Genomic DNA, 15,113 nt, shown 5'->3' on the forward strand with positions numbered 1-15,113 from the left:
TGTTGCGCTACGACCTTGGTGCTGTCGTTAGGTGGCTAGATTGATAAAAGGCTAGCTCGCGGGCCAGCATGGTTTGGCGAGCTTTGGGGTGGCGAATGCCGTGGTATTCGTTATCAAACAGCAGTGTTTGTGCTTCGCCACCGTGGAGTTCGATATGCCGCGCCATGGCATGAGTTTGTTCTGGCACCACGATGGCGTCTTTGCCACCCTGAATAAACAGTGCCCGTAATGGGCGCTGACAACGGGTGACGTGGTAGCTAGGGCTGCGCTGGGCGAGCTGGGTCTCGTCTCCAATTAACCAGCCCAGGTAACCGGATTCAAAGCGGTGTGTTTGTGCCGCTAACGTTAATGCATCGGTGACTCCGTACAAGCTAGTGGCCGCAGCAAATAGCGGCGTGGCCGCCAAGGTATTAAGAGCAGTCAACCCGCCAGCGCTTTGGCCACGAATAAAGCAGCGCGCTGTATCGATCGCAAAGCGTGTGCAGGCGGCGCTAACCAAGGCGATGACATCCTCAGTATCGCTGATGCCCCACTGGCCGGCTAAGCATTCGCGATAGCGGCGGCCAAAGTTGCCGCTGCCACGGGGGTTGATATCCAGTACGTGAAAGCCCTGCTGTTGCCAGTAGGCTACCAGCGGGTCGTAAATAGGGTAGGCGGCGGCGGTGGGCCCGCCATGAACGCGCACAATCAGCGGCGCAGCGCGGTTGGCTAAGGCTGAGTAGAAAAAGCCGTGAACCGTTTCGCCTTCGTTGCCAACAGGGGTTTCCAGCCACTGTGTGGTGGCAGAGTTTGCAGTCACTAGGTTTTGCGTTACGTTACCCTCGACCTTACCTACTAGACAGTTACGCGAGCCATTGTCGTTGAAGCGTATAAGCTGACCGCCGCTGGTGGCGCTTTGCACAATGGCGTAGTCACCGTGCTTGGCTAGCGTGATGCTTGCCACGCGGCCGGAGTCTGGTAACAGTGCTTCCACCTGTTCGCTGCAACGGCGATAAAGCTGAGCTGCCCCCTGGTGCAGTTGGCAGTAAACCTGCCGATTGTCTCGCCATAGGTGCTGGCGCTCACCCAGTTGCCACGGTGTGGTGATGTGGTCCACCGGGGCACTGCTCAGGCACACAGGGGTGGCCAAATTTACCTGCCAGGGTTGCCACCAGCCAGCGTGATCGCTCATGCAGATCAGCGCGTTGTGGGGGCCAAACTGTGGCTGGCTAATCGCTGCGCCGAAATCCCAGTGCTCCAATATTTCAAGCTGACCTGTGCTGGTCACCCGCGCGAGATGTAGCTGGCTGCGTTGCCAAGGCATGTGTGGCAACGACCAACTGACCCAGGCGAGGTAGTTGCCATCGTCGCTTAATACCGCTGCGCCATAAAAATCAGCACCTTCAGCCAGCACTTGCCTGTTATCGCCCGTTCTGCTGCTGTCAGTAACGGCGACCAGCCGTTGACCTTGTTGATCCTCTTCTACCGCAATCACCCGCTGGCGCTTTGGGTCGGCGCACAGCCCACCGTAGGCTGTTTGCGGGCGCTGTTGCCAGCAGTGGCTTACACCGTGGCGGTCGAGCTGCATGATGGCTTGATCGTGCTGGCGCACCCATACGACGCCTCCTAATAATGGCGTGTAGCTGCCACCGCCGTACTGGTTTACGCGGCTACCCAGCGCCTCTTCTATTACACAGCGCGGTGTCTCGTTGCTGTCGGCTCGCCACTGCCAAAGCTGCATGTCGCCCGTTTGCGGGGAGCGTGCGAGCCAGTAAATAGCTTGGGCGTCGCTGTGTAACTCGGCCAAGGTATCAGTGGGTTCGGCGGCATCTGCCAGGGTAAGCAGCATAGGTGTGCTCCTTAGTGTGGGGCGCCCCACAGCAACCGTGCTTCGTAGCGTGGGTAAAGCTGCATTACGCTGCGGGTAAACTCATATTCGGTGAGTGCCATGGTGCTAAACGAGTCGGGAATTTCAACGGCCAACGCATGGTTTGCACCTAGCCCTTCGCTAGCCACATCACTGAGACGTTGGTCCAGCCATTCAAGGTAATGCGTGGTTTGGCCAATGATCGTTTCGGGCGGCGCACTTGTGCCATGACCCGGTACCGCAGTGCTGGCGTTGAGCGCGCGCAGATCATTCAGTTCTTCCTGCCACTGTTGCAGGCTTGGGCTGTGGGCAGTGGCGGCTGCGCGTTGGTAGAAGCCCATGTCGCCTAAAAACAGCACGTCGGTAGCATGGTCCATAATCACTAGGTCACCACCGCTATGGCCGCTCATGGCGAAAAGCGTGAGCGGATAGTTGCCAAGGGTTATCTCGCCTGCCTCGACCACCTTGGGTAGGGCAATAGACGAGTGCTCCAAACTGTGCCCGGTTAGTCGCTCTACGTTATCGATCAGTGCGTCACGGTCGCGGGCCATCAACGCACGAGTGCTGGCTAAGGTGAGGTGCTGTGCCTCGCCGAAGGCGGCATTGCCAAAAAAGTGGTCAGGGTGGTGATGGGTATTCAACACCCAGCGTACGGGTTGAGCGGTGTGCTGAGCAATGAGTGTTTTGAGTGCTTCGCCAAAGTGTGGGCTGCTGCCGCTGTCGATAAGGACGACACCACTGGGCGTCACTATAAACGCTTGGTTGCCAATATGGCCGCAGTTGCTGGTGGAAAGCTCTTCTCTTAAGCCTTCCACCATCCAGGTGTTTTCCGCGACCGCTTGGGCGGTTAGCGGACGTTCGCAGAACATCACCGGTTCGCTGGCTGCCAGCGGCGTGATCAGCAGTGTACTGAAGGCGGCCAGAAAACAGGCTTTCATGGCTGCAGACCAATAGAAAAGCGGTTGCCGTTGTTATCCCGCGCGCCAATCACATAGCCGCCTGGTGAGGGGCGCATATGCAGCCCTAAGGTGGGGTTGGCGCTCACCGATGCGTCGATATCCAGGGCGGCCACTTGCTGGCCCTGCTGATCCAACAGTTCAAACGACTGCACATAAAAGGCGGGCTGGCTGGGGATTAAGCCGCTGTCCATGGGGTGAGAAAGGCGCACTCGCAGGCGCTGTTCGTCCTCATTGGCAAATAGCCGACCCTGCAGCTCGCCGAAGGTGGTTTCCCAGTCGGTGTCAGCGCTGGCAATGCCGGGTGTGGTGCAGCCACCGCCTTCCGCTTCAATGTAGGTGCCACCCACATGCCAGGTATCGCCCTGCTTCACTGCGACGCGCACCGCGGAGGCCTGTTCCAAGCGAATATTTAGCGACAGCTTGGCTAATCCATGGCTCATCGGGGAGTAGCGGAACAGGCGGGGAATCGGGTTGAGATCCACCCAGGCAATAATGTCAGTGATCGGCTCGCCGCTGGCTTCTAAGGCGCTGGCGTCTAGTTCTAGGGGCACTTGTCCTGAGTCTTCGGCGAACCCCGGCGCGTTAACGATGACGCGCTCATCAAACACCACGGGGGCATCGCCCAGAAAGCGCTCGCGGTACACAGGCCACATAAAGGAGTTAAGCGGATCCTGTTCAGCCGTGCTCGCTGTGGCCAATGCGGTGGTCGGCAGCGCGAGCAGTAGCCAGCAAAGCGCCGCGAGTGGAAGGGCAAGGGGGGCGGCGAACGTCGCGGCGAGCCGTTGTAACGTGATGATGGGGTGTAGGGTTGCCATGGTGCCTCCCAGTGTTGGGATTATTGTCCGATAGTTTCCATGCTGACCGTTTCCAACCAGGTGCGAATGGCCCACAGCCCTTCTTGGCTAACGTAATCGGACATACGCGGCATTAGCACCCGGCCGTTGCGTTCGGAACCATTGGTGACCAGCTCTTTAAACCACTCATCGCCCCATGCGCCATTTTCCAGCTCGCGCAGGTCGGGAGCGATGCCGCCAGATTTCGCTTCTAGCCCGTGACAAGCGGCGCAGTTGCTGTTGTAAGCGCGGGCACCAATATCGATGGCAAGTTCTTGCTGGGGGTGATCACGGTAGGGGTTCTCTTCCCGCCATTCGTCGCCTAAGCGTTCGAGGTCTTTAATATCAACGGCTTGAGGAGTCACGCTGCCGTGAGACCAGGCCAGCGGCGAAGCCAGCAACGCGGCAACAGCGATAGCACCCACTTGGCTGCTGAGGCGTAGGGGAAATGTTGCGGCGATTGTTTTTGCCAGTACGGTTTCTTTAAGTACGGTTTTTGTAATAGTCATGGGAAATGCTCCTCAGAGGATCAATGTATCGTCACTTGAGTGAGCTTAGGCAGGCAGGCCTTCCGAACCTATAGCACCTTAGGCATCGCTAGGCTCCTCCTTTGGAAGTAGTGCTAAATCAGGATGAGAACGCGACTGGAGGGGTAGATTGGTTTGTTATCCGAGCTTCTAAGCTGGACTTAGTCTTGCTGGCACCACGCAAGCAGCAGCTTGGCCGCTTTGCAGCCATTGCATTGTGATCATTACTCGGATGGAAAACCCATGACATACGCTATCAATAACAACACGTCAGCCCGCAAAATTTCGTGGCCCTTTCGCCTGCGTACACTCACCGCCGCCGTTGCTTACGCTTCTGCCTTAGGCGTCGGGGGCATTGCGCTGACAGCCCACGCCAGCGAGGTGACCTGGGACGATATTCTCAATGACCATAACAACACTGAAACGGTGTTGATGTACGGCATGGGCGTGAAAGCACAGCGCTATAGCCCGCTTGATCAAATTAACGCAGATAACGTCGAGATGCTGACACCTGCGTGGTCTCTCTCCTTTGGCGATGAAATGCAGCGGGGTCAGGAGTCGCAGGCACTGGTTCATGAAGGCGTTATTTATGTCACCGGCTCCTATTCACGTATTTTTGCTATTGATGCGCGCACTGGCCAGCGGCTGTGGTCCTACAACCATCGCCTGCCCAGCGATATTCGCCCTTGCTGTGACGTGGTGAACCGTGGCGCGGCCATTTATGGTGACAAGGTATTCTTCGGTACGCTGGATGCTGGCATCGTGGCGCTGAATAAAGATACCGGTGAGGTGGTGTGGCGCGAGCGCTTTGGTGACCACCGCGCGGGCTACACCATGACCGGTGCGCCAACGATTGTCGAAGATAGTGAAACAGGTCGCGTGTTGCTAATTCATGGCTCTTCGGGAGATGAGTTCGGCATTGTGGGTAAGCTGTATGCCCGTGACCCTGATACCGGCGAAGAGATTTGGATGCGGCCCTTTGTTGAAGGCCACATGGGACGTCTGAACGGTGAAGAGAGCACGCCGACAGGCGATGCCAACGCACCTTCATGGCCCGATGACCCCGATAGCGAAACCGGCAAAGTACAAGCCTGGAGCCAAGGTGGCGGTGCGCCATGGCAGAGCGCCAGTTTCGACCCTGATACCAATACCATCATCATTGGTGCCGGTAACCCTGCTCCTTGGAATGGCTGGGCACGCACCTCGGAAGACGGCGACCCGTCGGACTACGACAGCCTTTACACCTCTGGACAGCTGGGTATCGACCCTTCGACTGGCGAAGTGAAGTGGTTCTATCAGCACACGCCCAATGATACCTGGGACTTCTCGGGCAATAATGAAATCGTCTTGTTTGAGTACGAAGATGAGAATGGCCAAACGGTGAATGCGGGTGCCCACGCTGACCGTAATGGCTTCTTTTATGTCACCGATCGCACCAACGGCGAGCTTATCAACGCCTTCCCGTTTGTCGATAACATTACCTGGGCCACCCATATTGACCTGGAAACCGGCCGTCCGGTTGAGGCTGAAGGCCAGCGCCCACCGCGCTTGGAAGAGGGACAAACCCGCTCTGAGCCGGTTGAAGTTTCACCACCGTTCCTGGGGGGTAAAAACTGGAACCCAATGGCTTACAGCGAAGACACCGGGCTGTTCTACGTGCCGGGTAACCACTGGAAAGAAGATTACTGGACCGAGGAAGTTGAGTACGTGGAAGGCGCGGCCTACCTGGGTATGGGCTTCCGCATTAAACGTATGTACGACGACCACGTCGGTATTCTACGTGCTGTTGATCCGGTCACCGGTGAGTACGCTTGGGAGCATAAAGAGCCCATGCCGCTGTGGGCAGGCGTGCTAGCGACCCACGGTGACCTGGTGTTTACCGGTACTGGCGATGGTTACTTAAAAGCATTCCATGCAGAAACCGGTGAAGAGCTTTGGAAGTTCCAGGTCGGCACCGGCATCATTTCACCACCGGTTACTTGGGAGATGGACGGTGAGCAGTACATTGGTGTTACTGCAGGTTATGGCGGTGCAGTTCCACTATGGGGCGGCGATATGGCTGAACTGACCCGGCCGATTGCTCAGGGCGGCTCGTTCTGGGTCTTCAAGTTACCTTCCTTCGCTCAAGATCTGGCTAACCGTTAAGTTATTGGCACCTCTTGGGCGGCTTTTGCCGCCCTTTTTTGAATGGAGATAACGGTAATGGAGAGAATAACAATGCTAACTCGCAGTGCTCCGCCTTTATGGAGCCGCCAAGCAACGGCGGTTTTCCTCTGCCTTAGCGCGATAGGCAGCGTTGTCGCCGATGATTATGTTGAAGCGTATCAACCGCCAGTGCATAACGGCTGTGAGTTGGTGCCAGGTACTCAGTGCGCCAATATGGATTTATCCGGCGGTGACTTTTCCAATCTTGACCTACAGGGCGCTAACTTTGCGGGCAGTAACCTAGAAGGCTCGGATTTCCGCCACAGCAACCTACGCAGCGTTGATTTTGAAGGCGCATCGCTGAGAAATGCCAACCTCAATCGTGCGCGCATGCCCAACACGCATTTACGCGGTGCCGATCTTTCCCATGCCAGTTTGGTTGGGCTGGATAGCTGGAGTATTTATGCCCAGGGAGCGACATTTGATTATGCCGATTTGACCGGCGCTAACCTTGAGTTTGCCCGGCTTTCCGGGGCCAGCATGCAAGGAGCAACGCTGATGGGCAGCAATCTGGAAATGGCCTGGATGAATAAGGTCAACCTGATCGGTGCAGACCTGCGCGATGCTAATCTGCAAGAAGCCAAAATGAACATCACGCGCCTCAATGATGCGGATATGACTGGTGCACGCATCCACTACGGCAACTTCCAAATGGCCCAAATGGAGGGCTGTACCGGCTGTCCGTTTGATTGGGAGTAATGTCACCATGACGACACAACTTTCGGCGCACTCTGTGTGCCGCTATCTCCTCTGTTTGGTGTGGGGGAGTGGCATGTTCAGCGGGGTGGCAGGCGCTGAAGCGCCCGCCGCGGCATTTAACCAAGAAGGCTACCGCTTGCCGCCTTTTAAAGCGCCGGTTACTGCACCGCTACCAGGGGTGACCACGTTAGATGACCATGCTTTTCAAGCGCTACTGGAGTCACCGTCAGTGATTCTGGTGGATGTCTACGCGCTGCCCTGGCATAACGGGCTTTTTCTTCAGGACAGTGCGCACTTAACGATCCCAGGCAGCGTTTGGCTGCCTAATGTGGGCGCGGCTAGTTTGGAAGAGGAGTGGGTGGATTACTTCACCACAGCACTGGATACGCAGCGTAAGCACGCTGAAGCCGCGCCGCTAGTATTCTTCTGCCGTGCTGACTGCTGGCTTTCCTGGAACGCTGCACGGCGTGCTGAGGCAATGGGCTATGAAGAGCTCTATTGGTACCCAAATGGGGTGGATGGCTGGCAAGCGAGCGGACATTCGTTAGCAGCCGTTTGCCCGCAGCTGCCCGCCCATGCTGAGCGAGCCACCTGCGAGCCTTAATCATTTTATTACTGATAAACAGGTTTATTGCCGATAAATCAGCTCAAGTGGTTGGCGGGGCGAAGGCGCCGCTGAACCAGTTTGATGGTCAGCCTGACGTTCAACCTGATTCTGTAACTGCTTTGTTTGCAACTGCTTTGATTGGCGGGCATTGCGGGGAATCAGCGTCGCTTGATCGGGCGTGTTGCGGCTGTTTTCTGCGATTAGGCTCTCTAACAACCCATGCTGGGGAGAGTGCTGGCATACCGGGTCGGTGGCGTTCATATCGCCGGTTAATAAATAGGCTTGGCAGCGGCAGCCGCCATGGTCCTTGTCGCGATCGTCGCACTGTTGGCAAAGCGTAGGCATCCACTGGGTGCCGCGAAAACGGTTGAACGCATCGCTTTGGTACCAAATGTCCTGCAGCGACGTCTCTTTGACGTTCGGAAATGCCATCGGTAGCTCCCTGGCGCTGTGACAGGGCAACACGGCGCCATCCGGGGCTACGGTCATAAAGATACTGCCCCAACCACCCATGCACGCTTTAGGCGCTTGCTCAAAGTAGTCCGGCACCACAAATAGTAATGACATATCGCGGCCACGTGCCGCGAGTGTTTCACGCCAGCGATTGGTTTCCGCCTCGGCGCGTACCAGCTGTTCACGGGTAGGCATCAACGCCTGGCGGTTCAAAAACGCCCAGCCGTAATACTGGCAGTTGGCCAGTTCAACCGCATCCGCGCCTAGCTCATCGCAGAGGGCAATCAGATCGCCAATTTGATCGATATTGTGCCGATGTAGCACCACGTTTAATACCATGGGGTAGCCAGCGGCCTTGACCGCTTTGGCCATGGCCAGCTTGTTGGCGTGGGCCTTGGTAGAGCCTGCCAGCGCCTGGGCCAGTTCGGGGTCGGCGGCTTGCAGGCTAATCTGGATATGATCCAGGCCCGCTTCTGCCAAGGCGTCTACCCGCTGGGCAGTGAGGCCCACGCCGGAGGTCAGCAGGTTGGTGTAAAAGCCTAGCTGGCGTGCTTCGCTTACCAGCGCTTCCAGGTCTTGACGAATCAGCGGTTCGCCGCCGGAAAAACCAAGCTGTGCTGCCCCCATGGCCCTGGCTTGGCGCAGCACGCTAAACCATGCGTCGGTATCCAGCTCGTTTTGGTAACGGGTAAATTCCAACGGGTTAGAGCAGTAAGCGCACTGCAGTGGGCAGCGGTAGGTGAGTTCCGCCAGCAGCCATAAGGGCGGTGAGGTCGTTCTATTAACCACAATGAACCTCCTTCACGGCTAGCCAGCCGTTACCGCGGGCTTCCTCGATAAACTGCACGACATCGTCTGCTAAGGTGTCCGCGCCTGGGTAGCGCTGCTGTAGGGTGGCTATAATGTCAGCGATGGAGTGGTGGCCATCAACCTGCTCAAGAATCGCGCCGGCAGTCGCGCTGAGCTTGACCATGCCTTCGGGATACAGAATGACGTGGCAGCCCTGAATGGCTTCCCACTGTAAGCGCCAACCGCGTCGCAGCTGGTAAATATCTTGATGTGATATGACGAGTTGCTGTGACATGGTGAATTCCCCAACGCTAGTCGATCATTGCCTAGTAATGAGAGTGCTCAAGCCCACGGTGATACACCGCTTCGCGGGTGACGGTGTGGTAAGGCGGGCGGTCTAACTGATAGGCCATGGTCATGGCATCCAACATGCTCCACAGCACATCGAGCTTAAATTGCAGAATATCCAGCGCGCGCTGCTGCAGCGCCACCGTGGTACACATGCCTAAAGCGATTTCCAGACCGTGCTCGACGTCTCGGCGGGCTTCGCTGAGCCGTTTCCGAAAATAGCGATAGCCTTGCTCGTTAATCCACGGGTAGTGCTGGGGCCAGGTGACCAGGCGGTTTTGGTGGGCAAGCGGCGCAAATAGCTCGGTAAGCGATGAGATCGCCGCTTCCTGCCAGGGGGCTCGGGCGACAAAGTGGCGGTAGGCATCCACCGCAAAGCGCACGCCGGGTAGCACACGCTCCTGGGAAAGCAGTGTATGACGGTGTAGCCCTACGGCTTCACCTAGGGCTAACCAGGCCTCAATCCCGCCTTCATCTCCGGCGTGGCCATCATGGTCAAGCAGGCGCTGCACCCATCGCCTGCGGGTAGCGGCATCTGGGCAGTTGGCCAGCAGCGCGGCGTCTTTTTGGGGAATCATCAACTGGTAGTAAAAGCGATTAGCCACCCAGCCTTGTAGTTGTTCCTGGGTAAGCTCGCCGTTGGCCATCGCCTGTTGAAAGGGGTGATTAAGATGGTAGTACTGCCCTTTACCCATTAGCGCTTCACGGAACGCCTCCCGACTGAGCGGGGTGGCAGAAGCACTGGGCGTTATCGCTGTCATCGCCATAGTCGATTTCCTGGTTATTTTTGTAATATCTAATGTATGTGTTGCTGATTTACATGGTTTTTATTTTTATCCATTTTTTATGCATAGGATTTGTTTGATGAAACAGGTTTTTGGGTTATAGCTCGTTCTGTTTGAATTATTTTATAAAGTTATATGCTTATTTTGGTTTAATTTTATCAGGACCTGTTTCCTCACTTTTTACCGATCTACTATCTTTTAAATTCTACTAACCTAGTGCTTTTTTAATCTAAGATTTAGGTCTAGATGTTAATAAATTAATACTCAATAATTCTAAGATAAGAGAGTGTTTAAGGTCTGGGGAAGTCGACCTAAAACGTCAGTTTCATTCCGTCATAAGCTGTTTCGATGCCTGCGGCCTGCAATGCTTTCGCTGCATCGCTAGCGCCGTCCAAAATCGGGTTGGTGTTGTTGATATGAATCAAAATACGCTGCGTGCTGCTGGGTAGCTCGTTCAATAGCGCACACATACCGCTGCTGCCATTGAGCGCGAGGTGACCCATCTGTTGGCCTGTGGAGGTGCCCACGCCAAGTGCCGGCATTTCGTCGTCTTCCCACAGGGTGCCATCCACCATCACCACATCTGCGGCGCTTAAGAAACGCATGGCCAGCGGTGTCGGGTTGCCAAGCCCGGGGGCGTAGCACAGCGACTTGCCGCTGTTGCGGTCAACAATATATAGCCCCAAATTATCGCCACAGGAGGGCGCGCCGCGCCGTGGTGAGTAGGGCGGGGCATTGCTGTGTAGTGCAAAGGCGGTGAGCGCGATATCTGGCAGAAAGGGAATCGAAAACTCGACAACTTCCTGATGATCTTCCAACTCAATCGGCTGCCAGCGTAGTCCGCCCCAGTGTTCCAGCATCGGGAATAGCGGAAAACCAGTCGATAAATCGCGATGCACATTAGGCGTGCACCACACCTCTAACGGGCAGCCTTCTCTTAGGGAGAGTAGCCCGGTGACGTGGTCGATTTGGGCATCTACCAGTAGCACGCCACGAATACCGCTACCACGCAGATCACTTGGCCATAATTCCGGGTTGGTATTGAGCTGAGCGCGAATATCTGGGGACGCATTGCATAGCAACCACTGCTTGCCATCCACGCTTAACGCAATCGATGATTGAGTGCGAGGTTGATGATCGGCACTGCCCAGGCGAGCGTGGTAGCAGTTAGGGCAGTTGCAATTCCATTGGGGAAAGCCGCCGCCTGCGGCAGCCCCAAGAACTAAAATCTGCATAGACTGACCTCCTACGTGAGTGCTGTGGATGTGCTATGAATCCCGGGTGAAAGCCCCTACCTGATATAAACCCAATAAGTCAGGTAGGGGCCGCGGTTCAGTCGCTAGCGATTAGCGGGTAGAGATATACAGCGTTACTTCAAAGCCAAGGCGCATGTCCTGATACGTCGGTTTAGTCCACATAAGTGACTCTCCTGCGTTGTTAAGCATGTTGTTGTGAGTGTCGTTACAAACGTCGTGACAAATGTCGTTATAAGTACTGTTGTGGGCGTTTTTGGAGGTTAATCATTATTGCCATACCCACTACTTCAGTTAATCATGGGTAGGACGAATTGAATGCGGTACTTTGGAAGTAGTTTTCTCTAACTTTTGGTGGGGAATCGTTGTTAAAAAGGGTAGTGTTGTAGTTAAACAACCCAATTGAATCGAAGGTTGAATAGTAACTGGCGGTCGCCGCGTTAGATCCTAAACTGCTATCTGGCGCGACGACGCATGTCAGTAATAATGCCCAGCGTCCAATAACCAAGGGTGAAAATATGACTGTTTTGGTCATGACGCTGGAAATGGGCTAACCAAGGGAGAAAGCGTGTGAAAATAGGCGCACCGAAAGAGACAGCTCAAGGAGAAGCGCGTGTAGCGCTTACTCCTGAGAGCGCAAAACAGCTTCAAAAGCTAGGCCATGAGTGCTTGGTGGAAGCCGGCGCAGGGGCTGCTGCGGGCTTTAATGACGACACGTATCGCGACGCGGGTGTCAGCGTTGTGGAAAGCGCGGAAGCGCTGTGGCGTGATGCGGACGTGGTGATTAAAGTCCGTGAACCTTCGGAAACTGAGGCTCACTATTTACGTGAAGGTCAGACGCTGATTGCGTTCTTCTGGCCAGCACAAAACGAAGCACTGTTGGAAACCTGTAAAGCTCAGGGCGCGTCTGTTATTGCGATGGACATGGTGCCACGTATTTCCAGAGCGCAGAAAATGGATGCGCTCTCCTCAATGGCCAATATCGCGGGCTACCGTGCGGTGATTGAGGCGGGCAATAACTTTGGCCGCTTCTTTACTGGCCAGGTAACCGCCGCCGGTAAAGTTCCTCCTGCCAAAGTATTGGTGATCGGCGCGGGTGTGGCGGGCTTGTCGGCGATTGGTACCGCGGCTAGCCTTGGCGCTGTGGTGCGTGCGTTTGATGTACGCCCAGAGGTGTCCGAGCAGATTGAATCCATGGGCGCTGAATTCCTGTTTCTCGATTTTGAAGATAGTCAGGACGGTTCAGAAAGCGGTGGCTATGCCTCACCCTCTAGCCCAGAGTTTCGCGAGAAGCAGCTAGAGTGTTTCCGCGAACAAGCACCGGATGTCGACATTGTCATCACCACGGCGCTGATTCCTGGCAGGCCCGCGCCAAAGCTGTGGCTGGAAGATATGGTGGCAGCCATGAAACCTGGCTCGGTGATTGTCGACTTAGCCGCTGAAAAAGGCGGTAACTGCGACTTAACCAAGCCGGATGAACGTGTGGTATCTGATAACGGCGTCGTGGTGGTCGGCTATACCGACTTCCCCTCACGCATGGCCACCCAAGCGTCGCTGCTTTACGCCACCAACATTCGCCACATGCTAGCCGACCTCACGCCTGAGAAAGACGGCGTCATCCATCACAATATGGAAGATGATGTCATTCGCGGTGCTACGGTCACGCACCAGGGCGAAGTCACCTTCCCGCCGCCGCCACCCAAAGTAAAAGCTATCGCTGCGGCGAAGCCAAAGAAAAAAGAGAAAGAACCAACGCCTGAAGAGAAGAAGGCTACTGAACACGCGGCGTTTAAAGCGCAAACCAAGCGTCAAGTAGGCTTGCTCGCCGTTGGTGGCGCGCTAATGCTGCTGTTGGGCCAAATAGCCCCAGCCTCATTTATGCAGCACTTCATTGTGTTTGTGTTGGCGTGCTTCATTGGCTTCCAGGTGATTTGGAAGGTGAGTCATTCGCTGCACACGCCGTTAATGGCGGTCACTAACGCTATCTCCGGCATCATTATTTTAGGGGCAATTTTGCAAATCGGTTCAGGCAGTGGCGTCGTTATCGTGCTGGCGGCCATTTCGGTACTGATTGCATCGATTAATATCGTGGGTGGCTTCCTGGTGACACGCCGGATGCTTGCCATGTTCCAAAAATCCTAAGCGGCGGAGAAACGAGATGTTAGGACAAGGATTCGTATCTGCCGCGGCAATTGCGGCAAGTGTGCTATTTATTTTATCGCTAGGCGGCCTGAGTAATCAGGAGAAAGCCAAGCGTGCCGTATGGTACGGCATTGTGGGTATGGCCGTAGCGGTGTTCTTTACCTCCCTCGGGCCAGGTATTGGCGGCTACTGGTGGCTGGTTCCGGCGATGTTGATCGGTGCAGGGATTGGTGCCTATGTCGCAGGCAAGGTCGAAATGACCGAAATGCCTCAGTTGGTAGCGGCACTACATAGTTTTGTGGGTTTGGCAGCGGTCTTTGTTGCCTGGGGCGCAGATTTAGAGCGCCGCCGGGTGCTGGCCGCACAAGCGGCCGACGGCGCGATGCAAGAGTTTTCTGCGTTTGCCGCATTGGTGGCCACGAAGGCTCCTGCTGAGCTGACCTTTTTGCAGATTGAGGTGGTGTTCGCGATTTTCATCGGTGCGGTGACCTTTACCGGCTCGGTGATTGCGTTCGGTAAGCTGGCAGGCAAAGTGGATGGCAAGCCTCGTCAACTACCGGGTGGGCATATGCTCAACGCCGGTGCTGCGGCGCTTTCGCTGCTGCTCGCGATTATGTACCTCAATGGTGCAGGCTTCTGGACATTGCTCGTGCTGGCGGCGCTGTCATTCTTTATTGGCTATCACCTGATTATGGGCATTGGCGGTGCGGATATGCCAGTGGTGGTGTCGATGTTGAACAGCTACTCCGGCTGGGCAGCGGCGGCGATTGGTTTCACACTTTCCAATGATCTGTTGATTGTTACCGGCGCACTGGTGGGGTCCTCAGGGGCAATCCTGTCTTACATTATGTGTAAGGCGATGAACCGCAACTTCGTTAACGTGATTTTGGGCGGCTTCGGTGGTGCTCAAGGGCCAGCGGCTGAGATTGAAGGCGAGCAGGTCGCGATTGATGCAAGTGGTGTGGCGAGTGCCTTAAACGACGCAGATAGCGTGATTATCGTGCCGGGGTATGGCATGGCGGTGGCTCAAGCACAGAGTGCGGTGAGCGATCTAGTACGCAAGCTGCGGGCATCGGGTAAGACCGTACGTTTCGGTATTCATCCGGTGGCAGGGCGTCTGCCTGGACATATGAACGTGCTCCTGGCTGAAGCCAAAGTGCCTTACGATATCGTGCTGGAAATGGACGAGATCAACGACGATTTCTCAAGTACGGACGTGGTGATCGTGATCGGCTCCAACGACATCGTAAACCCCGCTGCCGAGGAAGATCCCAATAGCCCTATCGCCGGTATGCCGGTATTGAAGGTTTGGGAAGCCAAGCAGGTGTTTGTCAGCAAGCGCGGTCAGGGCACGGGCTACTCTGGCATTGAAAACCCGCTATTCTTCAAAGAGAACACGCGCATGTTCTACGGCGATGCGCGGGATAGCTTGAACGCACTGTTGCCAATGGTGGAGTAAAGGTAAGAAAACGCTACTATCCTGATAGTGGTATGGGCAGGGCGTCTGACGCCCTGCCTTTTTTTATGGGCTAAGTTTTATTGACTAAGTTTTTATTGGCTAAGAAATAGCTAGCTTAATAATAAATAACTATCGATCTATTGGTTTATTACAAATTGTGACTATCGGTGAGGTGCTTTAAAACAGTACATATCAACGCAACGCTTGC

The 15,113-nt window shown here is 55.5% G+C and carries 14 protein-coding genes; 5 read left to right on the forward strand and 9 right to left on the reverse strand.

All coding sequences use genetic code 11. The annotated features are described in order from the left end of the window. Positions 1–7: 7 nt before the first annotated feature. The 4 genes from CEK60_RS20215 to pedF are packed head-to-tail and all read right to left on the reverse strand — an operon-like array spanning position 8 to position 4,147. Positions 8–1,828: an alpha/beta hydrolase family protein gene (locus CEK60_RS20215; protein WP_089040530.1), complete on the reverse strand. Its 1,821-nt coding sequence runs from the start codon at positions 1,826–1,828 to the stop codon at positions 8–10. A gap of 11 nt (positions 1,829–1,839) precedes the next feature. Next, positions 1,840–2,784, reverse strand: a complete 945-nt coding sequence (locus CEK60_RS20220) for a quinoprotein relay system zinc metallohydrolase 1 (protein ID WP_089040531.1) — start codon at positions 2,782–2,784, stop codon at positions 1,840–1,842. Beyond that, positions 2,781–3,620 (reverse strand): quinoprotein dehydrogenase-associated SoxYZ-like carrier, encoded by an 840-nt coding sequence (locus CEK60_RS20225; RefSeq protein ID WP_232471419.1) that lies wholly within the window; start codon positions 3,618–3,620, stop codon positions 2,781–2,783. The genes CEK60_RS20220 and CEK60_RS20225 overlap by 4 nt, the downstream gene beginning before the upstream one ends. A gap of 20 nt (positions 3,621–3,640) precedes the next feature. After that, positions 3,641–4,147: a cytochrome c-550 PedF gene (gene pedF / locus CEK60_RS20230; protein WP_232471420.1), complete on the reverse strand. Its 507-nt coding sequence runs from the start codon at positions 4,145–4,147 to the stop codon at positions 3,641–3,643. A 261-nt stretch (positions 4,148–4,408) separates the two neighbouring features. Here pedF and CEK60_RS20235 point away from each other — a divergent pair, with 261 nt between their 5' ends. Genes CEK60_RS20235 through CEK60_RS20245 form a run of 3 tightly spaced genes read left to right on the forward strand, consistent with a single transcriptional unit; the run spans position 4,409 to position 7,673 of the window. Continuing rightward, a complete protein-coding gene (locus tag CEK60_RS20235) occupies positions 4,409–6,310 on the forward strand; it encodes a methanol/ethanol family PQQ-dependent dehydrogenase (protein WP_089040532.1) in 1,902 nt (633 codons plus the stop codon). A gap of 57 nt (positions 6,311–6,367) precedes the next feature. Beyond that, entirely contained in the window at positions 6,368–7,069 is a 702-nt protein-coding gene (locus tag CEK60_RS20240) for a pentapeptide repeat-containing protein (RefSeq protein WP_232471421.1), read from the forward strand. Between the two features lie 7 nt (positions 7,070–7,076). Further along, positions 7,077–7,673: a rhodanese-like domain-containing protein gene (locus CEK60_RS20245; protein ID WP_089040534.1), complete on the forward strand. Its 597-nt coding sequence runs from the start codon at positions 7,077–7,079 to the stop codon at positions 7,671–7,673. A gap of 24 nt (positions 7,674–7,697) precedes the next feature. Here the strand turns inward: CEK60_RS20245 and pqqE are convergent, their stop codons facing one another. The 5 genes from pqqE to pqqA form a co-directional block, all read right to left on the reverse strand. Beyond that, on the reverse strand, positions 7,698–8,918 hold the full coding sequence (pqqE, locus tag CEK60_RS20250) for a pyrroloquinoline quinone biosynthesis protein PqqE (RefSeq protein WP_089040535.1): 1,221 nt from the start codon (positions 8,916–8,918) through the stop codon (positions 7,698–7,700). Next, the gene (gene pqqD, locus CEK60_RS20255) at positions 8,911–9,213 is read right to left on the reverse strand and encodes a pyrroloquinoline quinone biosynthesis peptide chaperone PqqD (RefSeq protein ID WP_089040536.1); all 303 of its coding nucleotides are present in this window, start codon (positions 9,211–9,213) and stop codon (positions 8,911–8,913) included. Before pqqD ends, pqqE begins: the two co-directional genes overlap by 8 nt. 31 nt (positions 9,214–9,244) lie before the next feature. Then, positions 9,245–10,033 carry a pyrroloquinoline-quinone synthase PqqC gene (gene pqqC, locus CEK60_RS20260; protein ID WP_089040537.1) on the reverse strand — a complete coding sequence of 263 codons (789 nt, stop codon included), beginning with the start codon at positions 10,031–10,033 and terminating at the stop codon, positions 9,245–9,247. A 329-nt stretch (positions 10,034–10,362) separates the two neighbouring features. Next, positions 10,363–11,286 carry a pyrroloquinoline quinone biosynthesis protein PqqB gene (pqqB, locus tag CEK60_RS20265; RefSeq protein WP_089040538.1) on the reverse strand — a complete coding sequence of 308 codons (924 nt, stop codon included), beginning with the start codon at positions 11,284–11,286 and terminating at the stop codon, positions 10,363–10,365. Between the two features lie 111 nt (positions 11,287–11,397). Beyond that, positions 11,398–11,469, reverse strand: coding sequence for a pyrroloquinoline quinone precursor peptide PqqA (pqqA, locus tag CEK60_RS22830; RefSeq protein ID WP_009722990.1), 72 nt, complete (start codon positions 11,467–11,469; stop codon positions 11,398–11,400). Between the two features lie 405 nt (positions 11,470–11,874). Here pqqA and CEK60_RS20275 point away from each other — a divergent pair, with 405 nt between their 5' ends. Next, on the forward strand, positions 11,875–13,446 hold the full coding sequence (locus CEK60_RS20275; RefSeq protein ID WP_089040539.1) for a Re/Si-specific NAD(P)(+) transhydrogenase subunit alpha: 1,572 nt from the start codon (positions 11,875–11,877) through the stop codon (positions 13,444–13,446). Between the two features lie 16 nt (positions 13,447–13,462). Then, positions 13,463–14,905: an NAD(P)(+) transhydrogenase (Re/Si-specific) subunit beta gene (locus CEK60_RS20280; protein ID WP_089040540.1), complete on the forward strand. Its 1,443-nt coding sequence runs from the start codon at positions 13,463–13,465 to the stop codon at positions 14,903–14,905. Positions 14,906–15,113 lie beyond the last annotated feature (208 nt).

The sequence above is a fragment of the Halomonas sp. N3-2A genome (genome assembly GCF_002216165.1).
Taxonomy (GTDB): Bacteria; Pseudomonadota; Gammaproteobacteria; order Pseudomonadales; family Halomonadaceae; genus Vreelandella.